16 protein-coding genes are annotated in these 19691 nt (G+C 71.1%); 6 read left to right on the top strand and 10 right to left on the bottom strand.

Translation table 11 applies throughout. The features are described from left to right. Nucleotides 1-176 precede the first annotated feature (176 nt). Nucleotides 177-1946, top strand: coding sequence for a glycosyl hydrolase family 18 protein (locus JX005_RS13115; protein WP_214467990.1), 1770 nt, complete (start codon nt 177-179; stop codon nt 1944-1946). Between the two features lie 94 nt (nt 1947-2040). Here JX005_RS13115 and JX005_RS13110 read toward each other — a convergent pair whose 3' ends face one another. Continuing rightward, the gene (locus tag JX005_RS13110) at nt 2041-2697 is read right to left on the bottom strand and encodes a TetR/AcrR family transcriptional regulator (protein ID WP_214467989.1); all 657 of its coding nucleotides are present in this window, start codon (nt 2695-2697) and stop codon (nt 2041-2043) included. 79 nt (nt 2698-2776) lie between these two features. Between JX005_RS13110 and JX005_RS13105 the strand changes: the two genes are divergently transcribed. Further along, a complete protein-coding gene (locus JX005_RS13105; protein ID WP_214467988.1) occupies nt 2777-3697 on the top strand; it encodes an alpha/beta fold hydrolase in 921 nt (306 codons plus the stop codon). A gap of 14 nt (nt 3698-3711) precedes the next feature. Here the strand turns inward: JX005_RS13105 and JX005_RS13100 are convergent, their stop codons facing one another. After that, complete coding sequence (locus tag JX005_RS13100; protein WP_214467987.1) at nt 3712-5844, bottom strand: intein-containing Rv2578c family radical SAM protein; 2133 nt, start codon at nt 5842-5844, stop codon at nt 3712-3714. Nucleotides 5845-6101: 257 nt separating this feature from the next. Between JX005_RS13100 and JX005_RS16420 the strand changes: the two genes are divergently transcribed. Continuing rightward, nucleotides 6102-7256 carry a M15 family metallopeptidase gene (locus JX005_RS16420; RefSeq protein ID WP_214467986.1) on the top strand — a complete coding sequence of 385 codons (1155 nt, stop codon included), beginning with the start codon at nt 6102-6104 and terminating at the stop codon, nt 7254-7256. 221 nt (nt 7257-7477) lie between these two features. Continuing rightward, nucleotides 7478-8641 carry an acyl-CoA dehydrogenase family protein gene (locus JX005_RS13090; RefSeq protein ID WP_214467985.1) on the top strand — a complete coding sequence of 388 codons (1164 nt, stop codon included), beginning with the start codon at nt 7478-7480 and terminating at the stop codon, nt 8639-8641. Nucleotides 8642-8784: 143 nt separating this feature from the next. Here JX005_RS13090 and JX005_RS13085 read toward each other — a convergent pair whose 3' ends face one another. The 7 genes from JX005_RS13085 to JX005_RS13055 form a co-directional block, all read right to left on the bottom strand. Next, nucleotides 8785-9357 carry an ECF transporter S component gene (locus JX005_RS13085; protein ID WP_214467984.1) on the bottom strand — a complete coding sequence of 191 codons (573 nt, stop codon included), beginning with the start codon at nt 9355-9357 and terminating at the stop codon, nt 8785-8787. After that, complete coding sequence (locus tag JX005_RS13080) at nt 9354-10229, bottom strand: siderophore-interacting protein (RefSeq protein ID WP_214467983.1); 876 nt, start codon at nt 10227-10229, stop codon at nt 9354-9356. Before JX005_RS13080 ends, JX005_RS13085 begins: the two co-directional genes overlap by 4 nt. Nucleotides 10230-10267: 38 nt before the next feature. After that, nucleotides 10268-11116 (bottom strand): energy-coupling factor transporter transmembrane component T, encoded by an 849-nt coding sequence (locus tag JX005_RS13075; RefSeq protein ID WP_372447343.1) that lies wholly within the window; start codon nt 11114-11116, stop codon nt 10268-10270. Then, on the bottom strand, nt 11113-12930 hold the full coding sequence (locus JX005_RS13070; RefSeq protein WP_214467982.1) for an ABC transporter ATP-binding protein: 1818 nt from the start codon (nt 12928-12930) through the stop codon (nt 11113-11115). The genes JX005_RS13075 and JX005_RS13070 overlap by 4 nt, the downstream gene beginning before the upstream one ends. Before the next feature lie 72 nt (nt 12931-13002). Continuing rightward, nucleotides 13003-13554, bottom strand: coding sequence for an ECF transporter S component (locus tag JX005_RS13065; protein ID WP_214467981.1), 552 nt, complete (start codon nt 13552-13554; stop codon nt 13003-13005). 40 nt (nt 13555-13594) lie between these two features. Next, nucleotides 13595-14617 carry a pirin family protein gene (locus JX005_RS13060; RefSeq protein WP_214467980.1) on the bottom strand — a complete coding sequence of 341 codons (1023 nt, stop codon included), beginning with the start codon at nt 14615-14617 and terminating at the stop codon, nt 13595-13597. A gap of 7 nt (nt 14618-14624) precedes the next feature. Then, nucleotides 14625-14945 carry a GNAT family N-acetyltransferase gene (locus JX005_RS13055; protein WP_214467979.1) on the bottom strand — a complete coding sequence of 107 codons (321 nt, stop codon included), beginning with the start codon at nt 14943-14945 and terminating at the stop codon, nt 14625-14627. Nucleotides 14946-15119: 174 nt separating this feature from the next. On the opposite strand from JX005_RS13055, the gene JX005_RS13050 reads away from it, so the two are divergent. Next, entirely contained in the window at nt 15120-15995 is an 876-nt protein-coding gene (locus JX005_RS13050) for an SGNH/GDSL hydrolase family protein (protein WP_214467978.1), read from the top strand. An 84-nt stretch (nt 15996-16079) separates the two neighbouring features. Then, nucleotides 16080-18590 (top strand): DEAD/DEAH box helicase, encoded by a 2511-nt coding sequence (locus tag JX005_RS13045; RefSeq protein WP_214467977.1) that lies wholly within the window; start codon nt 16080-16082, stop codon nt 18588-18590. A 122-nt stretch (nt 18591-18712) separates the two neighbouring features. On the opposite strand, the gene JX005_RS13040 is transcribed toward JX005_RS13045, so the two are convergent. Beyond that, a complete protein-coding gene (locus tag JX005_RS13040) occupies nt 18713-19588 on the bottom strand; it encodes an SDR family oxidoreductase (RefSeq protein WP_214467976.1) in 876 nt (291 codons plus the stop codon). Nucleotides 19589-19691 lie beyond the last annotated feature (103 nt).

The raw sequence follows: 19691 nt of genomic DNA, 5'->3' as shown, positions 1-19691 counted from the left end.
TCCCGCAAGGGATCGGGCCTTCGTCGTCGGCGAGGATGGCGGATCGCTCTTCCGCTGGCAGATGACCGCGTGCCAGAATGGGCACAGGGTATTTGTTAGGACGGTTGCCTAATTGCTCCTCGCGAGTGCCCGGTCCCGCATCGGTGCCGGACCCCGCGCAATCGAAGGAGCTTGTGTTGACCCCCCGAATCCCTGCTCTCGCCGTCGCCGGAGCGCTCGTCGCGTGCCTGTTGGCGGCATCCTCCGCCACCGCCGCCGACCCCGATCCGACCTCGACGACCACGATCAACGGCTATCGGAACGTCGGCTACTACGGCCAGTGGCGCGCGACTGGCGAGGCGAAGGCGACCATCAAGCGCCTCTTCGTCGACACGGCCGCGGCCGAGAGTCTCACCCACCTCAACTACTCCTTCGGCAACATCGCCGGGGACCAGGCCGCTCTCGACGCCGCCGTCGCCGCTGGAGTGGAAGGACTCGACGACGTCGAGCCCTTCACCTGCTTCATCTCCGACACCGCGGCCGCGGGGCCGGGGCTCACAGATACGGCCGGCGACGCCGACAGCGACTTCGTCCACGCCTTCGCCGCGGCCGACTCCGTCCTCGGCATCGCCGACGGCAAGAAGCAGAAGCTCGCCGGCAACTTCAACCAGCTGAAGCAGCTCAAGCGGCTGTATCCCGATCTGAAGGTCAACGTCTCGCTCGGCGGGTGGTCGTGGTCGAAGTCGTTCTCGAAGGCCGTCGCCACGCCCGAGCTGCGCGCGAACCTCGCCGAGTCCTGCATCGACCTCTACATCCGAGGCGATCTGCCGCTCATCGGCGGTCGCGGGGGAGACGGGGCGGCCACCGGCATCTTCGACGGCTTCGACCTCGACTGGGAGTGGCCGGGTGCGCCCGACTGGGCGCAGGAGGTGGGCAACAGCGTCGACCCGGTGAACGACAAGGCGAACTTCATCGCCTTCGCCGCCGAGCTGCGGGCACAGCTCGATGCCTTGGAGTCGGAGACCGGCGCCGACTACGAGATCTCGGCCTTCCTCCCCGCAGGGCCGACGCAGATCAGCGCCGGCGGGTGGAACACGCCCGAGTTGTGGGCGAGCCTCGACTACGGCAACCTGCAGGGCTACGACCTCTGGGGTTCGTGGGCCGCCGAGACCGGTCACCAGGGCAACGTGCACGGCGATCCTGCCCACAACTGGGGTCTCGGACTCGACGCCGTCGTCGCGGCGTACGTCGATGCCGGCGTCGACCCGGCCAAGCTGAACCTCGGCCTTGCGGCGTACGGGCAGGGCTGGCGCGACGCCGAGCCGCAGCCCTGGACCGTGTCGGGCGGCGGCCTCGGCCAGATCACCTGGGACCAGCTGAAGGCGCGCGACCTCGAGATCCATCACGAGTACACCGCCGACGGGCACTTCGACGCGACGTGGGGCTACGACGAGGCGGCACGGGAGTTCTGGTCGTTCGACGACGAGGTCGCGGTGGCCGAGAAGACCGCGTGGGCCGTTTCGAAGGGGCTCGGCGGAGTCGACTTCTGGGAGATCGGCAACGATGTCGCGGGCGACCTCTCCGCCGCGTCGGCCGACGTGCTGCGCGCCGCGGCTCCCGGCCCGGTCGCCGGTGCACCCGCGCTGCTGTGTCAGAACACTCCGGATGCCGCGGCCGCCGCCTGGAACGCGCAGACCACGTATCGGGGTGGTGAGCTCGTGTACCTCGACGGCCGAGTGTTCGAGGCGCAGTGGTACGCGAAGGCAGACGCGCCCGGCGCGTCGGTGCGCGGGCCGTGGGCGACCCTCACCGCGTGCGGCGTGGACCCGGACACCGTGCAGGCCTGGTATGCCGACACGATCTACCTCAAGGGCGACAAGGTCGTGCACGACGGGATGACGTACACCGCGCAGTGGTGGAGCCGCGCTGACCAGCCCGGCGCGAAGAACGGTCCCTGGAAGCGCTGACCCTCGGTTCACCGCACCGCACCGCACCGCACCGCACCGCGTCTCGACGTCGGCGCGGTGCGGTGCTCCGCGTCGTCGAGGAGCGGCGACCGCGTCAGGAAGGGTCGGCGACCGTCGCGACGAGTTCCGGGTCGCCGCCCAGGGCGATGAGACGGGCACGTGCGGCAGTCGCCGCACGCCGGTAGGGCTCGGCGCTCTCGTGCAGGAGGGAGCGCGTGTTGGCGGCCTCCAGGAAAGACACGAGCTCGAACGTGAGCTGACGCGCGTCGTCGAGGAGCGGCAGCTCGCCGGCGTTCATCGCGTACTCGATGCTGACGGCGAGGTAGTCCTCCCACTCCGATGACGCGGCGGCGATCGCATCACGTACGACGCCCGGCCGGGCGTCGTACTCGACCGACGTCGCCGCGAAGAAGCATCCGCCGCTGAAGACTCGATCCTCGGAGTAGTCCAGCCACTTCTCGAGCAGCGCGCAGACGCGGGCGAGTCCGCGATCCGTGTTCGCGCGCGCCGGTGCGACGACCGTGTCGATGAAGACCTCACGTGCGGCGGCGACCGTCGCGAGCTGCAATTGCTCCTTCGAGCCGAAGAGCGTGGCGACTCCGCTCTTGCTGTGGCCCGCGGCATCCGCCAGTCGACCGATCGTCAGGCCCTCGAGACCGTCCACCGACGCCGTGTCGATCGCGTGCGCGAGGATCACGCGACGGGACTCGTCGCCCCGCAGGCGGCGTCCGTCACGTTGCTCTTGCGCCATAGCTCCAGGTTACCGTACGATCGTTCGTATTCATACGTACGATCGTTCGTACACCCTCAACTTCAGGATCGGAGCCATCGTGAACCTCGGACTCTCCACCGCCGGCGTCACCGTGCGCGCGGCAGGCGCCCTTTCGCCCGAACTCGGTGCTGCCGTGGCGCTGCCGCTCTTCGCCCGCGTCGCGACGCCCCGGCCGGTCGGTGCGGGCGCGCAGGACACGATGTGGGCGGCGCGGCGATCGACGCTGCGCATCCCCGGACTCGCTCGGAGCGGCGCCGACGTCATCCTGTACGAGTGGGGAACCAGCGGTGACGTCGTCGTGCTCGCGCACGGGTGGGACGGCCGTGCCAGTCAGTTCGCCGCCCTGGTGCGCGAGCTCCTCGCCGAGGGCTACCGGGTCGTCGCCTTCGACGCACCCGCTCACGGCGACTCGCTCGGGCGGGGGACGTATCTCATCGACTGGATCGACGCACTGGGCGCGATCCGGCGACGGTACGGCCGCCTGCACACCGTGGTCGGGCACTCGTTCGGCGGGCTCGCGACCCTCATCGCCGCAGCCGACGGGCTGGCCGTCGATCGGGTGGTGACGGTCGCCGCGCCCGCTGACGCCGATCTGCTCCTGACCCAGTTCCAGGCGATGCTGCGCTTCGACGACCGGACGGCGGCCGCTCTCCGTGTGCGCTTCGCCGACCGCTTTTTCCCAGGCGAGCGCGATCCGTTCGCGCGACTGTCCGCGGTGCGGCGGCCGTTGCCTCACGCGACGCCGCTGCTCGCCGCGCATGACGAGGGCGACCGGGTGGTGCCGTTCGGCGAGCTCGCTCGCATCGTCGAAGCGAACGCCGGAACGCAGATCGCCGCCACGCGCGGGTTCGGGCACAACCGCATCCTCGAGTCCGACGCCTTCCTCGACGCGGTGCTCGCGTTCACCGGCCAGCCGGTGTCCGCGAGCGAGTCGAGCGCTGCGGGAGACGGCGCCGAGCGGGAAGACGTCGCCGCATAGTGCGCGCCGAGCCGTCAGAACAGTCGGGGCGCCTCCGCCGCAGCCGATGCTGCCGCCCGCCCGCGCGAGGTCGTGACGATTCCGGACGCGCGCGCGTCGGAGCGGGCCGCGAGCCCGGCGACGGGATTGCCGCGGGGGTGGTCGTCTTCGGCTCGTCCGTCGAGGCCGTGCACGCGCAGCAGCGGCCGCACCCGCTTCGCCAGCCACGCTCGGTAGGCCTTCGGGGCCTGAGCGGATGCGCCCGGATAGAGCCCGAGATACGACGAGACGAGCTCGGGATGCTGCTGCCCCAGCCACTGCATGAACCACTGCTTCGCACCCGGCCGCAGGTGGAGCGCCCCGTAGACCACGCGCGTCGCGCCGGCCGCCTTGATGCGGCTGAGCGCGTCGTCGATCGCCGCGATCGAGTCGGTCAGGTGCGGGATGATCGGCATGAGGAACACCGTCACGCGGAAGCCCGCCTCCGTCGCGGCGCGCACCGTGTCGAGCCGGGCGGTGGCCGTCGGCGTCCCCGGTTCGACGAGGTGCTGGAGCTCGTCGTCGAACACGGCGATAGACATCGCGAGGGAGACGCGAACCGATTGTGCAGCGTCACGCAGCAGCGGCAGGTCGCGTCGCATCAGCGTTCCCTTGGTGAGGATCGAGAAGGGCGTCCCTGATTCGGTCAGCGCACTCACGATCCCGGGCATCAGCTTGTACCGGCCTTCGGCGCGCTGGTACGGATCGGTGTTCGTGCCGAGCATCACGGGCGGTTGCGCCCAGGAGCCCCGACGAAGCTCCTTCTCGAGCACCTCCGCCACGTTGATCTTCACGATGACCTGGCTGTCGAAGTCGCGCCCGGCATCGAGCTCGAGGTACTCGTGCGTGCCGCGGGCGAAGCAGTTGTGGCTCACCACGCCGTTCGCAATGAAGTCGCCGGTCGACGTCGTGATGTCGATCATGTCGACCGTCTCGCCGAGGTCTTCGATCGACACGATCCGAAGCGGCGCGTCCGACTTCACGGCCACCCCGAGAAGGTCGAGTTTTCGGGTGATCGCAGGCTGAACGAGCTCGAAGAAGCGCCGGCGCGCCGGAAGGCCGCCGCGAAGATAGATCGACGTGACACCGTTCGGCCGCACCGGCTCGGTGGCGAAGTCGAATCCGAACGCGACAAGTGAGCTCTGGATCGCAGCGATGATCTGCGGATCCTTGTTCGAGATGCGAAGGATCCCGCGGCTGCAGCTTCCCTCCGCATCGAAGACGCCGGCGAGGAATCCGCGGGACCACTCAGGAGCGGGGCTCTCGGGCCACGTCACGATCGAAGTGATGGCCTCGTAGTCGGTCGCGCGCGAGGTGAAGATGGCGTCCATCGCGCGTCGACCGGCCGTCGCCTCCGCGAACACACGCCTGTTCGTCGTGACGCCGCACGCCGCGAGATATCGTCGCGATCGGTCCAGCGCCTCGGGGTCGGCCAGGGCGAGGCGGAAGCGGTGAGCCATGTAGGTGCCGCGACCATTCGAGCGGGGATACGCGCGCCTGAGCATCATGCCGTCGCCGCGGATCATGCCGCTCAGGTAGCCGGTGCGGTACGCGTCGGACTCGAGAAGGCCGGTCGTCATGCTGCCCATGCCGAAGCCCAGCAGCTTGTTGTTCGTCGTGAGGAAGGGTCGTTGCGGTGATCCGCTCGGTGCCGGCCTGACGTATTTCCAGCCGCGCTCGGTCAGGAATCGATGGTCGGCGCTCGCAATCAGCTCCGTGCCGTCCGCGAGGAGCACGCGGTGAGCGCGCTTGCGCGTCGACCACTTCGCAGAGACCGTAGCGGCGGCGTACCGACGGTACGAGCCCTCACGTCTCGTCCCCGTGACCTGGTCGCCGACGGCGATGTCTCGCAGCGCCTTGCTGCGCCCGTCTGCCATGAGGATCATCGTCGAGGGATCCAGGCAGTACACACACGCATGACTGCATCCGCGGTAGGGGTTCACCGTCCAGTCGAACGGCATCGCCGACGCGCCGGGGACGTGGTTCAGCGCCGTCTTGCAGAGCACCTCGTGAAAGGTCACGCCCGCGAACTCGGGGGTCGTCACTGACTGGACGAGACCGTTGAGATGCTCGAGACCCGGCAGGGCCGCGGCATCCGCCACTCCGAGTTCCTGTCCCTGCCACCTCATCGCTCCATGGGAACAGATGTTCGATGATGTGTCAAGATCACGCGCCGCGTGTTCGAACGGAACGCGAGCAACTTCGCGCCTGCACCCGCTCCTGGCCCGCACGGGTGAGAATGGCAGATGTGACGGCGCCCGGATCGTCCGACTCCCCGGTTTCTCGTCGTGCCGCCAGAGCGCAGCGCGAGGAGGCCGCTCGGCGCGCCCGCGCGGCGGACGCCGGGAGCGCTATCGACGTCGGCGCTCGCCTTGAGGACGACGCCGTGCCCATCACGCCGGCGCCGGAGTCCAGCCCCTTCCTCCTTCCCGCGGAGTTCCGCGCGGCCGTCGCCCAGCACGCGCAGCCGCTCGCACCCGCCGCCCCGCCGCCCGGCCCTCTCCGGCGCAGTCGCCGTGCCGCACCTCTGGCGCGCGAGAGCGCACGGCGAGCGGCGCGCGCCGATCGTCTCCTCATTGCCGACGACGCGGACGGACCACCGCCGCGGCACGTGCGCCCGCGCCGGATCGCGCGGGGCGGCGTCGTCCTGCTGCTCGCGGTCGGAGGGGCTCTGCTCCTGGGCTCGACGGCCGCGGTGACCGCGCTGGTATCGGGCGGGGGAGCGGATGCCGCGGCCGACGCGCAGCTGTTCTCCGATGCCCCGCCGCCCGTGGCGGCTCTGCCGGTGCCGGTCATGAAGCAGGCTCAGGTCTCGGCGGACATCTGCGGCGTGCCGGAGGTCATGACGGCGCTCGAAGCGCATGATGACGCCGCGGCCGTCACGGCGGCCGGCGGTGCGGAGGCCTTCCGGCTCGCCGTCGCCGAGGGGCGCGCCCGCTGCGTCGACCTCGCCGATCCGACGCGGGTGTGGGCCGTGATCAACAAGGCGCGTCCGTACTCGCCGGTCGACTACCGCCCGACCGGGCTGGTCATGCCGGACGGCGTGCGGAGCATCGAAGGTGGCGCACTGCGGTCGGATGCGGCATCCGCTCTCACTGCCCTGGTGACCGCCGCTCGCGAAGCGGGGGTCGGCGAGATCGCGCTCGAGAGCGGCTTCCGCTCGTACCAGACGCAGGAGGGCAGCTACGGCCGGCAGGTCGCCCAGCGCGGGCAGGAGGGCGCCGACCTGGTGAGCGCGCGGCCCGGGTTCAGCGAGCATCAGTCCGGGCTCGCGGCCGACGTCGTCGCGTGCGCCGGCGAGTGCGGGTCGCTCGACGACCTGGCCGCGAGCGCGCAGGGCGCGTGGATCGTCGATCACGCGTGGGAGCACGGCTGGATCGTGCGGTACAGCGAGGGATCCACCGACGTCACCGGCTATTCGCCCGAGCCGTGGCACCTGCGCTACATCGGCGCCGAGCTCGCGCGGACCTATCACGACGGCGGGTGGACCTCGCTCGAGGAGTTCTTCGGGCTCGAGCCCGCGCCCGGCTACGTCGGCTGATCCCTCGGCGCCCAGTCGCAGGGCTCGAAACGGCCGGTCCGGGCCGGATTGAGGCATCCCACAAACGGCGGTACCGAGTTTCACGATCAATAGGATCCGATCTCACAAGCGCGCTCGGCGTCTTCACCTCGTGACCCTTAGGATCGAGTCCGAGCCACCCCGGCGAGGGCCCAAGCCCCGGTCGGCGACGACATGCTCGAAGACGAGAGGAAGGCGCACATATGGAGCGCAACATCTACGACGAGGACCACGAGGCGTTCCGCGACGTCGTCAAGGAGTTCATCAAGCGCTACGCGTCCGATGAGAAGCGCAAGCAGTGGGATGCCGCGGGCGAGATCGACCGGGCGACCATGCTCGCAGCGGGCGAGGCCGGCATCATCGGCCTGTCCGTGCCGGAGGAGTTCGGCGGCGCGGGCATGCTGCAGGACTACCGCTTCCGCTCGATCGTGCTCGAGGAGACGATCAGCGCAGGCCTCGGGTCGCTGGCGGGAGCCCTCGGCATCCAGGACGACCTGGCGGTCCCCTACATCGCCCACATGGGCACGCAGGCGCAGAAGGAGAAGTGGCTCCCCGGCATGGCGACCGGCGAGATCCTCGGCGCGCTCGCGATGACCGAGCCCGGTGCGGGGTCCGACCTCCGCGGCATCAAGACCACCGCGAAGAAGGTCGACGGCGGCTACATCGTCAACGGCGCCAAGACGTTCATCTCGTCGGGCAAGACAGCCGACATCGTGGTCACGTTCGTCAAGACCGGTGAGGGCAACCGCCCCGACGCCTTCAGCCTGCTGATCCTCGAGGACGGCATGGAGGGCTTCGACCACGGCAAGAAGCTCGAGAAGATGGGCTTCCACGGCTGGGACACCGCCGAGATGTCGTTCACCGACGTGTTCGTGCCGGAGGAGAACCTCATCAGCGGGCGAGAGGGGCTCGGCTTCGTCCAGCTCATGATGAACCTGCCGCTCGAGCGTCTCTCGATCGGCGTCGCGGCGGCCGCTGCCGGCGAGGCCGCGTTCGTCTGGACGCGTGACTACACGCTGAGCCGCGAGGCGTTCGGCGAGCGCATCGCCGACTTCCAGAACACCCGCTTCAACCTCGCCGACATGGCCACCACCGTCGACGTGATGTGGGCCTACGTCGACCGCGCGATGATGCTCTACAAAGACTCGAAGCTCACCGCCGAAGAGGCCGCGAAGGTCAAGTTCTGGACCACCGACCGCGAGGCGGAGCTCCTCGACATCGGCGTGCAGCTGCACGGCGGCTACGGGTACATCACCGAGTACCCGATCGCCCGCGCCTACCTCGACGCCCGCGTGCACCGCATCTACGGCGGCACCAACGAGATCATGCGCGACATCGTCTCGCGTCAGATCGTCGGCAAGCGCTGAGCGCACGCTGACGCGGTTCCGGATGCCGCGGCCCGGCCCCTCGCGGGGGCTCGGGTCGCGGCATCCGTCGTTCTCGGGTCGACTCCTCGCGCGTCTGCCCGTTGCCCGCGGGGAGGGCGGGGAGCGCCGGCGGGAGCGCCGGGTCAGTGCTGCCCGGCGGGACCCGCGCCGCGACCCAGCCCGCGGCCAGCGAGGCCGCGGCGTCGTGCCAGGCGCGCGACGCCGGCGCGCTTGAGTCGGTCGGCGATGAGGATGCCCAGCGCGACGCCGGCGACGCAGCTCGCGATCGTCAGCACGAAGAACGTTACGGTCGCCCAGGCGGGCATCGACCAGAGGTCGAACGAGGCCGCGGCGGCGATCGGATAGACCACGCCCACGAACAGGGCGCCTGCGTAGTACTGCCAGGTGCGCCACGACCGATAGATCGCGAGCAGGAAGGGGATCTCCGCGAACAGCGCCCACCAGAGGGCCGCGCCGAGCCACGGGAAGACGACGAGCCCCGAGATCAGCCCGACGAGCACGCCGGCGAAGGGTCGCTCGAGCAGCCGCAGGGCGACCGTCGCGGGGAGGAGCCACAGCCCCGCGATCGCGACCGACGCGAACGGCACGGTGACGAACAGCACCGACGAGATCCATCCGGCCGCCCACAGCAGCACGCCTCCGGCCACGCCGATCGCGGCGCAGGTCAGCAGGTACGACGTCGCGACACGGCTCATGCGTTCGCCTCCGCAGCGGCGGCCTGCGACTTGGGCGTGGGCGACGCGGCTCCGACGCGCCAGTACCCGCAGAAGCTCACGAGGTCCTTCGAGACCCCGCGCTCGCCGACGAGGTGACGACGGGCGTCGGTGGGCAGCGCCTGCTCGCCGACGACGTACGCGTGGAACGGGGCATCCGGCAGCGGCGCGTCACGCAGCGCCTGCAGAGCGAGGGTTCCCGGCTTCGCGTCGTGGTCGCGCACGATCCACCGCACGGTGACACCGGCGGGATGCGCGAACTCCAGCGCGTCCTCCGCGCTCGGCACCTCGACGATCGCCACGCCCGTCGCGTGCGACGGCAGCGACGCGCAGACGCCGGCGATCGCGGGCAGCCCCGTCTCATCGGCGACGAGCACGACGCGGTCGGTGCCGCGTGCGGGGTTGAAGGCCAGCCCTTCGTCGATGAGCACGACGCTCTCGCCCGGCTCGCACGTCTCGGCCCAGCGCGAGGCGGGACCGGCGGTGCCGTCCTCCGCCGATCCGTGCAGGACGAAGTCGACGTCGAGCTCGGGGCCGCGGTCGTCGGTGGCGGGACGGAACGCGCGCACGGTGTAGTTGCGCATCACGGGCCGCACACCGTCGGGGATGCGCAGGTACTTCAGGTATCCGAACAGCTTGTTCGCCTTCGCAGGCAGTCGATCGAGTCCCTCGTCCCCCCCGAGCGGCAGGAAGATGCGGAACCACTGGTCATACCCCATCGGCCGGAAGTCGGCGATCTCGCCGCCGCCCAGGGTGACGCGCATCCAGTGCGGCGAGAGGCGCTCGCGCCTCAGCACGGTCAGGTGCACGAGGCCCTGGGTCTCGGGCTTCACAAGTCTGCTGGCGAGTGCCATGGTCCTCCGTCGGTGGTGCTGGGGTGGGATGCCGCGGCCTAGGCGAGTCCCCAAGGGGCGAGCATCCAGAACAGCGCGGCCGAGACTGCCCAGAAGAGCACGATGAACACCGTGTCTCGCTTGCGGAACGGCACGAGGTGGCGTTCGGTGCGATCGGGATACGCGCCGAACGCACGCGCGTCCATCGCCAGGGCGACCCGCTCGGCGTGGCGGATGGCGCCGGCCAGCAGCGGCACGATGTACCCGAACCAGCGGGCGACCGCGGCGAACGGCCCGCGTCCGCCGTGGGCGCCGCGCACGCGGTGGGCCTGGCGGATGACGTCGAGCTCATGCCCGAACCGCGGCACGAAGCGGAACGCCGCGAGGGCGGTGTAACCGATGCGATACGGCACGCGCAGCTGCTGGACGGTGGCGCGCACGAGCTCGGGCCCGGTGGTCGAGAGCCCGACGATGAGCGTGAGGGCCGCGATGGCGGCGATGCGCAGGCCGGTCGCCATGCCCACCTCGAGTGCTCCGCCGTACAGGGTCCATGAGCCGAGCTGCCACACGATGACGGACTGGTCGACGCGCGAGGCATCCGTCCACAGCGAGAAGCCGAGGCCGACGACCGCCGCGCCGACAGGGAGCGCGACCAGGATGGCCGCAAGGCGGCCGGTGAAGGTCACCCCGATCAGCAGGATCGCGTAGCTGAGAGCGAGGAATGCGAGCGGGGTGGCGGCATCCCTCACGAACACCAGCAGGACCATCGCGGGCAGCGGCGCCGCCAGCTTGGCGAGCGGGTTGACCCCGTAGAGGAAGCGCACCGGAGAGGCCTGGGCGCGCTGGGCGTAGGGGTCGAAGCCCTCGCGCAGCGACTGCCCCGTCGTCAGCGGTCCGGTCGCCGTCACGTCGCGTCTCCGATGGCGGCCGGCAGGTCGGCGAGGCGGGCGATTCCGGCGAGTTCCGGATGCCGCTCCAGACCGCGCAGCGCCCGGCTGAGCGGCGGGAGCCGGAGGCCCGCACCCTCGATCAGCTCGGCGTCGCCGAAGACGTCGGCGGTCGCGCCGACCGCTCGCACGTGCCCGTCGGCGAGGACGACGGTGCGATGGGCGTACTCGGTGACGAGCTGCATGTCGTGGGTCACGACGACGATGGTCGTGCCGTCGTCGTTCAGCTCGCCGAGCAGCTTGAGCAACTCGTCGGCGCGCGCCCGGTCCTGGCCGAAGGTCGGCTCGTCGAGCACGAGCACGGGTGCCCCGGCCACGAGGGCGGTGCACACCGACAGGCGGCGCTTCTGACCGCCCGAGAGCAGGAACGGATGCGCGCCGGCCTTGCCCTCGAGGCCGAAGCGCTCGAGGAGCTCCGTCGTGCGGCGGCGCACCTCGTCCTCCGGCAGGTGCTGGCGGCGCAGACCGTGGGCGAGCTCGTCGAAGACGGTGTGCGCGATGAACTGGTGCTCGGGGTTCTGGAAGACGAAGCCGATGCGGGCCGACAGCGTGCGGGAATCGGCTCGGCCGACGTCGACGCCGTCGACGTGCACGGTGCCCTTCGGCGGCGGGACCACGCCCGCGAGCGCCTGGATCAGGCTCGTCTTGCCGGCGCCGTTCGCCCCGACCACCGCGACGAACTCGCCCGCCGCGATGTCGAGGTCGACGTCGTGCAGCACCTCGGTGCGGCCGCGCCGGAGGGAGAGGTGGCGCACGGTGATGAGCGGAGCGGGGGGCGTTTCGTCTCGCTTCGCTCGCTCAACGACCCGGGCGTCGGGCGTTTCGTCTCGCTTCGCTCGCGCAACGACCCGGGGCTTCGCTCGCTCGACGACCGGTAGAGGGGCGGCGTCGAGCGCGGCGCGCAGCTCGTCGGGGGTCAGCGGCAGGGGATCGAGTTCGTATCCGGCGCGGCGTAGCCGCAGCGCGGCGATCGTCGAGACGGGCAGCCATACCCCCATCGCCTGCAGCTCGTCGGCGCGACCGCGCAGAACGTCGTCGACGCTGCCGTCGGCGGCGACCCGTCCGTCGTGGTCGAGCGCGACGACCCGGTCGACGAAGCCCACAGCGGCATCGAGGTTGTGCTCCACCAGCAGGATCGCGCGATCCCCGGCGGCGACGAGGTCGGCCAGAGCGGCGTAGACCTCTTCGATGCCCTGCGGGTCGAGGTTGGCGGTCGGCTCATCGAGCACCAGCAGCGGCGATCCCATCGCGAGCGCGCACGCGATGGCCAGCCGCTGGCGTCCGCCGCCCGACAGGCGGTCGGGGTTCTCGCCACGCCGCTCCCACAGCCCGACCCGGCGCAGCGCGGCCTCGGCGCGGGCGAGCACGTCGGCCACCGGCATCCGCAGATTCTCCGGGCCGAAGGCCACCTCGTCGAGGAGCGTGCCGGTCACGAGCTGCGCGTCGGGATCCTGGAAGACCATCGCCACGCGCGTGCTGAGGTCGGCGACCGTCGTCGAGACCGTGTCGACGCCCGCGATCTCGACCGATCCGCTCACATCGGCGGGCACGGCGTGCGGGATCAGCCCGTTGAGGGCGAGCGTCAGCGTGGACTTGCCCGACCCGCTGGGGCCGAGCAGGAGCACGACCTCGCCCGCGGCGATCTCGAAGGAGACGGATGCCGGAACCGCCGTGCTCTCTCCGTCATGGGTGACCGCAAGCTCGTGGATCCGCACGAGGGGAACGCCGGAATCCGCCGCGAGCGCGGCGGCAGGGTCGCGCTGAGGTGCGGTCACGGGACTTCCTGGCGGAGTGGACTAAGTATCTCCTAACTTAGCCGACCCTAACCCGCGGGGCGAAGCGGCTGCTCAGCGGGCGCGAGGCCGCGCGACGCCGGCGCGACGCAGCGCCCGGCCGACAGCGAGGCCGACGGCAGTCCACGCCATCGGCCCGAGCACCGAGAGCACCAGGTACAGGATCTGGGCCCACAGCGGCATCGCGCCGAGGTGAGCGGCGAAGAAGACGGCGACCGCGACCACGAGTCCGATGACGAACGCCGACACGAAGAAGCGCCACGGCGCCCACGAGCGATAGCGCACCAGCGCGGCGACCAGCTCTTGGATGCCGCCGAACAGGATGGCGGTGCCGATGTACTGCCCGGCGTAGATCGGTGCGATCGCGATGCCCACGAGGGCCGCCACGCCGTGCGTGATCAGGGCGACCCACGGCAGGCGCAGCGCCTCCTGGGCGATGATTCCGGGAAGGACGTGCACGCCGAGCACGAAGCCGTAGACGATGGGGACCGCCGCCAGCACGGGGACCGTGATCCAGCCGGCGATGCCGCCCAGGACTCCGGTCGCGACGCCGATGGCGGCGCAGGTGAGCAGAACGCTCGTCGAGAGTCGGGTGTCGGCGGCCACCAGCCCAGCGTACTGTCCGCGGAATGACGCCGGCTTCGGGTCAGACCCTCCGGCGCCGGCGCGTGAGGCGAACCGCCGGCAGCGGCGGTGCCGGGATCCGCTCGTCGCCGTGGTCGACGACATGCCCGAAGCGCTCACCGCCGGCCTCCCACTCCTCGCGCGCCTCGACGATCTCCTCGTGCGTGCGGCCGACGAAGTTCCACCACATGACGATGTCGTCCTCGAACGGCTCACCGCCGAGCAGGAACACCGTCGCGCCACCGGTGCTCGACACCTCGACGTGATCGCGCCGGAGCCCGAGGTACAGCAGGTGCGCGTCGTCGAGGGCGACGCTCCCGTCCGTTCCGGTGTGCACGGAGAGGTCTCCGTCGACTCCGACCAGCGCGTGCTCCCATGCCGGCTCGAGCGGCAGCCGCAGGCGCGAGTCTGCCGGCACCCGCACCTCCGCACCGACGATCGGGGTGTACGTGGTCGCCGGCGAGGCGACGCCGGCGAAGACGCCCAGCACGACCGCCGCCGCACCGTCGCTGCCGGACTCCGCGGGGAGGGCTACCTGCGGCAGCACGGCGTGCTGCTCGAACGCCGGAGCGCCGTGGCGGCGGGACTCGGGCAGGGCGACCCACAGTTGCAGGGCGTCGAGGGGCGCGGCATCCTCCCCGAGCGAGTACTCGGAGTGCGAGATGCCCGCACCGCTCGTCATGAGGTTGAGGGCGCCGCGGCGCACCATGACGTCGCTTCCGATCGAGTCGCGATGTCGCACGTCGCCCTGGAACGGCCAGGTGACCGTCTGCAGCCCGATGTGCGGGTGCGGCTGGACGCGCATGCGCGTCACCTGCGGACCGAAGCGGTCGAGGAAGCACCAGGCGCCGACGAGGGGAAGGTCGCGCTGCGGCAGCGCCCTCCGCACCGACATGGCCCGGACACCGCCGAGCGGCACCTCGCGGGCCTCGAGCAGCAGCGCTCGCGGCCCGTCGCCGGCGGAGTCGTCGCCGCCGTCCGAACCCGGCTCGCGCGCGTGGCCCGGCGTCGTGGCGACCGCGCCGTCGGCGTCGAGCCTGGTCATGGGCGGGTCACTCCGGACGGGCGTGCGACGGCCACTCGATCTTCAGCCCCGGCACGTCGTTCTCGTGCAGGTACTTCGCGACCACGGGGCAGTGCGGCACGACCGTCTCGCCGCGGGCCGCGGAGTCGGTCATCGCGTCGCCGACCACCCGCTGGGCGAGCCCTCGGCCGCGGAAGGCCGGGTCGACTTCGGTGTGCGGGTAGAGGTAGCGTCCCTGGCGGTCCACGCGGAACTGCGTGAATCCCGCGAGGACATCGCCGACGTGGATCTCGTAGCGGGAGTCCTCGTCGTTGCGGACAACGGTGATCTCGTCAGTGGAGGCGGGCATCGGCATCCTTTCGTCGTCCTTCTCAACGTACGGGGCGGCCACACGATTCCGCCACCGTGCACGCGGACCCCTGGTGGGACGGGTGCCGCAGGTCTATCGTCAGCCTCGTCCGCATTGCGCGGGCTGATTCTTGGGGGAATCGCTCGATCCGTTCCGACGATTCGAAGGGGAATCATGAAACGACGTTCTCTCGCCGCGCTCGCGGCACTCGCTCTCAGCGTCACCGCGCTGTTCGGCGCCTCGCCGGCGGCGGTCGCCGCCCCCGACGGCGCACCCTATGTCGCCCTGGGCGACTCGATCGCCGCGGGCACCGGCAACAAGCCGTACACCGACGCCACGTGCCTGCGCTCGAAGAAGGCCTACCCCGCCGTCGTCGGCGCGGCCCTCGGCGTGCCGGTGGTGTCGGCCGCATGCGCAGGCGCCACGACGACCGACGTCCTGCAGCAGGTCGCCGCACTGGATGCCGCCGGAGCCCTCGGCTCCGACACGCGCCTGGTCACGATCACCGTCGGCGCCAACGACCTGGGCTGGCAGCAGGTGCTCATCGCATGCAGCAACGTCGGGACACCGGCCGCGTGCCAGGGTGCGACCGCGGGGCTGGCGGCGGCCCTCGCCGACCTCGGCCCGCGGATCGCGGCCGTCCAGCTGGCGGTGCGTCAGGCGGCGCCGCAGGCATTGATCGCGTTCACCGCCTACCCGCTGCTGTTCGGCCAGTTCACCGGCACCTGCAGCATCGGCAACTACGACGGGACTCCGGTCAAGGTCACGGTGCAGCAGGCGAGCGCCGCCCAGGACATCCTCATCGCGATGCACCTCACGATCCAGAACACGGTCTATGCGATCGCCAGTGGAGGGGACTCGAACGTCGCCTTCGTCGATGTGATGGCGGGGTTCTTCGGGCACGGGCTCTGCGACACAGGGGATCGCTGGATCAGCGGCTTCGTCCGCGGCGCGCCGGTCTTCGAGCGCAGCCTGCACCCGAACGCTGCGGGCCAGCGGGCGTACGGCACGATCCTCGCGTCGGCTCTGGACTGGGCCTTCGACGAGTAGCCGAACGTTTCGGGAGCGGATGCCGTGGCCGCGGCATCCGCTCTCCTCGTCGGTGCGGGCGGCGCGGCCTGGCAGACTCGGGGAATGTCCCTCTCGCTGCTCGACGCCGTGCCGCGCGGTGCGGACGACGACACCGTCTATCTCGGGTTCGTCGAGTGGGCGGCCGAACGGGGGCTGACGCTCTACCCCGCACAGGATGAAGCGGCGATCGAGATCGTCTCGGGGTCGAACGTGATCCTGTCGACGCCGACGGGCACGGGCAAGTCGCTCGTCGCCGTCGCGGCCCACGCCGCCGCCCTCGCGCGCGGCGGGCGCAGCTACTACACCGCGCCGATCAAGGCGCTCGTGAGCGAGAAGTTCTTCGCGCTCGTCGACATCTTCGGCGCGGCCAATGTCGGCATGGTCACGGGCGACTCGTCGGTCAACCCCGACGCGCCGATCATCTGCTGCACGGCGGAGATCCTCGCCAACCTCGCGCTGCGGCGGGGAGCGGATGCCCAGGTCGACCAGGTCGTGATGGACGAGTTCCACTACTACGGCGACCTCGACCGCGGGTGGGCGTGGCAGGTGCCGCTGCTGCTCCTGCCCCGCGCGCAGTTCGTGCTGATGTCGGCCACGCTCGGCGACGTCACGGCGATCGCCGACGACCTCTCGCGCCGGACGGGCCGGCCGACCGCGCGTATCACCGGGGTCGAGCGGCCCGTGCCGCTGCACTTCTCGTACGCGCGCACGCCCGTCCACGAGACGGTCGAAGAGCTTCTGCAGACCGGCCAGGCTCCGGTGTACATCGTGCACTTCTCGCAGGCCGCGGCGATGGAGCGCGCGCAGGCGCTCTCGTCGATCCGCGTCGTCTCGCGGGAGCAGCGCGACGCCATCGCCGAGGCGATCGGCGGATTCCGCTTCACGACCGCCTTCGGCCGCACGCTGTCGCGGTACGTGCGCGCCGGCATCGGCGTGCACCACGCGGGGATGCTGCCGCGCTACCGGCGCCTCGTCGAGACGCTCGCACAGCGCGGCCTCCTGCGCGTGATCTGCGGCACCGACACGCTCGGCGTCGGGATCAACGTGCCGATCCGCACCGTGCTGGTGACGGCGCTCGCCAAGTACGACGGACAGCGGATGCGGCAGCTCAGCGCCCGCGAATTCCACCAGATCGCCGGGCGGGCCGGCCGCGCCGGGTTCGACACCGCCGGCACCGTGGTCGTGATGGCGCCCGACCACGAGATCGAGAACACCGCGGCGGTCGCGAAGGCCGGCGACGACCCGAAGAAGCTCCGCAAGGTGGTGCGCAAGAAGGCGCCGCAGGGGTTCGTCAACTGGAGCGAGGCGACGTTCGACCGGCTCGTCGACGCCGAGCCGGAACCGCTCGTGCCGCATCTGCAGCTGACCGCGGCGATGCTCATCAACGTCATCGCGCGCGGCGGCGACGTGTTCACGAACGTGCGGTCGCTCGTGCAGGACAACCACGAGCCGCAGGCTCGCCGGTACGAACTCGCCCGCCGCGCCCTCGCGATCTTCCGCACGCTGGTGGCCGCGGAGGTGGTCGAGGTGGGCCCAGGCGGGGGCATCCGTCTCACTGTCGATCTGCAGCCGAACTTCGCGCTGAATCAGCCCCTCTCACCGTTCGCGCTCGCCGCGATCGGGCTGCTCGACCCGGAGGAAGCGCCCGGCGGCGCGGGCACCGGCCATTACGCCCTCGACGTCGTCAGCGTGATCGAGGCGACGCTCGACGACCCGCGGCCGGTGCTGTCGCAGCAGCAGTTCCTGGCGCGCGGCGAGGCCGTGGCCGCCATGAAGCGCGAGGGCATCGAGTACGACGAGCGCATGGAGCTGCTCGAGGAGGTCACCTACCCGAAGCCCCTCGAGGAGCTGCTCACCCAGTCGTACGAGGTCTTCGCCACGAGCCAGCCGTGGATCCGCGACTTCGAGCTCAGGCCGAAGTCGGTCGTGCGCGACATGTTCGAGCGGGCGCTGTCGTTCGCCGAGATGATCAACCACTACCAGCTCGCCCGCAGCGAGGGCCTGGTGCTGCGCTACCTCAGCGACGCCTACCGGGCGATTCGCCAGACCGTCCCGGTCGAGGCGCAGACCGAGGCGCTGCACGACCTCGTCGCGTGGCTCGGAGAGCTCGTGCGCCAGGTCGACTCGAGCCTCGTCGACGAGTGGGAGGCGCTCGTCAACCCGGCCGAGGATCCGACCACGCCCGTCGTGCCGCCCGCACCGCCGTCAGTTCTCACCAACCGCCGCGCGTTCCTGGTGCTCGTGCGCAACGAGCTCTTCCGCCGCGTGCGGCTGGCCGCTCTGCAGCGCGACGCCGAGCTGGTCGAGCTCGACCCCGACGTCGACTGGCCAGCCGCGCTCGACGCCTACTTCGACGAGCACGACGAGGTGCTCACCGGCGGTCCGGCGCGATCGCCGCGACTCGTGACGATCGATGAGACGGATGCCGCGGCCACCGGCCTCTGGAAGATCGAGCAGACCATCGACGACCCCGAGGGCCACCACGACTGGCGCATCCGCGGAGTCGTCGACCTCGCCGCCTCCGAGGAGGAGGGCACCGCCGTCGTGCGGATCACCGAGGTCGTCCGGCTGTAGCGGGCCGGGCGCCGGGGTGCGGGGTCGGGGGTTCAACCGCGCCGTTTTGCGGTGTGCGGGTGCGGGGAGGCGCAGTTCGGCGCGGTTGAGCGCCGGCGCCGACGCCGGGGCGCTGCATCCGCTCAGCCGAGTCCGAGCCCGCCGTCGGAGCTCAGCACCTGCCCGACCACCCACGCGCCGTCCGGGCTGGAGAGCCAGGCGATGAGGCGGGCAGGGTCGTCGGGGGCGCCGAAGCGGCCGAACGGCGTCGACCGCACGAAGTCGGTGATCTCCTCCAGCGGCCGGTCGGTCGTTTCCGGGTCGAGATACCCGGTGTTCACCGGGCCGGGATCGATGGTGTTGAGGATGATCCCGAGGTCGAGCAGCTCGGCGGCGACCGTCTTCGTGACTCCCGCCAGTGCCGCCTTGCTGGTGGCGTAGGCGACCTCGCCGCGCATGGGGCCGTGGATCTGTCCCGACGTCATCCAGAAGACGCGTCCGACCGGCTCGGCGAACGGCTCGGCGCGTCCCGCGCGCTCACCGGGTCGGGCGGCCGGCGCCTCGAGTCGGTGCAGCGCGGCGAAGGCCTGGGTCAGCAGGAGCGACGAGCGCGCGTTCGCGGACCAGAACGCATCGAGGCGCTCGGCGGTCATGTCGAGGATGGATCCGTCGCCGCCGCTCTGCGCGTGGTTGCACACCAGGATGTCGAGCGACCCGGTGAGCCCGCGCGCGCGCTCGACGAGCCCGGGGATCGCGGCGGCGTCGCGCAGGTCGGCTTCGGCATCGCCGAACGCCGCTCCGGGGGTCAGCGCGTCGCGCAGCTCGGCACGCAGGGCGTCGAGGTCGTCGCCGCCCCACGGCAGGTCGGTGTCGTGCGGCCGGAAGTGGTGGATGAAGACGCTGGCGCCGAGCCGGGCGAAACGCGATGCGACGGCGAAGCCGATGCCGCGGCGGCGCGAGACGCCGGTGACGAGGGCGGTCTTCCCGTGAAGCGGGAGAGGGTGGTCGTGAGGGAACATGCGATGCCTTTCGGATGCCTCGACCCGCGTGCCGTCGGCGGCATCGCTGGATCGAGTCGGCGCGGGAGAAGCGCCGGGTTGACGGGGTGAAGGACGGGTCAAC

Origin of the sequence: Microbacterium flavescens, assembly GCF_018588945.1 — a bacterium.
Classification (GTDB): Bacteria; Actinomycetota; Actinomycetes; order Actinomycetales; family Microbacteriaceae; genus Microbacterium; species Microbacterium flavescens.
Note: the sequence above shows the minus strand (reverse complement) of the source record. Positions and strands in the feature narration are given on the sequence as shown.

Bases quoted from the DNA above. Each gene is read 5' to 3' on its own strand.
- JX005_RS13110 (WP_214467989.1), bottom strand. From the start codon at position 2,697: ATGGCGCAAGAGCAACGTGACGGACGCCGCCTGCGGGGCGACGAGTCC.
- JX005_RS13100 (WP_214467987.1), bottom strand. From the start codon at position 5,844: ATGAGGTGGCAGGGACAGGAACTCGGAGTGGCGGATGCCGCGGCCCTG.
- JX005_RS13090 (WP_214467985.1), top strand. From the start codon at position 7,478: ATGGAGCGCAACATCTACGACGAGGACCACGAGGCGTTCCGCGACGTC.
- JX005_RS13085 (WP_214467984.1), bottom strand. From the start codon at position 9,357: ATGAGCCGTGTCGCGACGTCGTACCTGCTGACCTGCGCCGCGATCGGC.
- JX005_RS13080 (WP_214467983.1), bottom strand. From the start codon at position 10,229: ATGGCACTCGCCAGCAGACTTGTGAAGCCCGAGACCCAGGGCCTCGTG.
- JX005_RS13060 (WP_214467980.1), bottom strand. From the start codon at position 14,617: ATGACCAGGCTCGACGCCGACGGCGCGGTCGCCACGACGCCGGGCCAC.
- JX005_RS13055 (WP_214467979.1), bottom strand. From the start codon at position 14,945: ATGCCCGCCTCCACTGACGAGATCACCGTTGTCCGCAACGACGAGGAC.
- JX005_RS13050 (WP_214467978.1), top strand. From the start codon at position 15,120: ATGAAACGACGTTCTCTCGCCGCGCTCGCGGCACTCGCTCTCAGCGTC.
- JX005_RS13045 (WP_214467977.1), top strand. From the start codon at position 16,080: ATGTCCCTCTCGCTGCTCGACGCCGTGCCGCGCGGTGCGGACGACGAC.
- JX005_RS13040 (WP_214467976.1), bottom strand. From the start codon at position 19,588: ATGTTCCCTCACGACCACCCTCTCCCGCTTCACGGGAAGACCGCCCTC.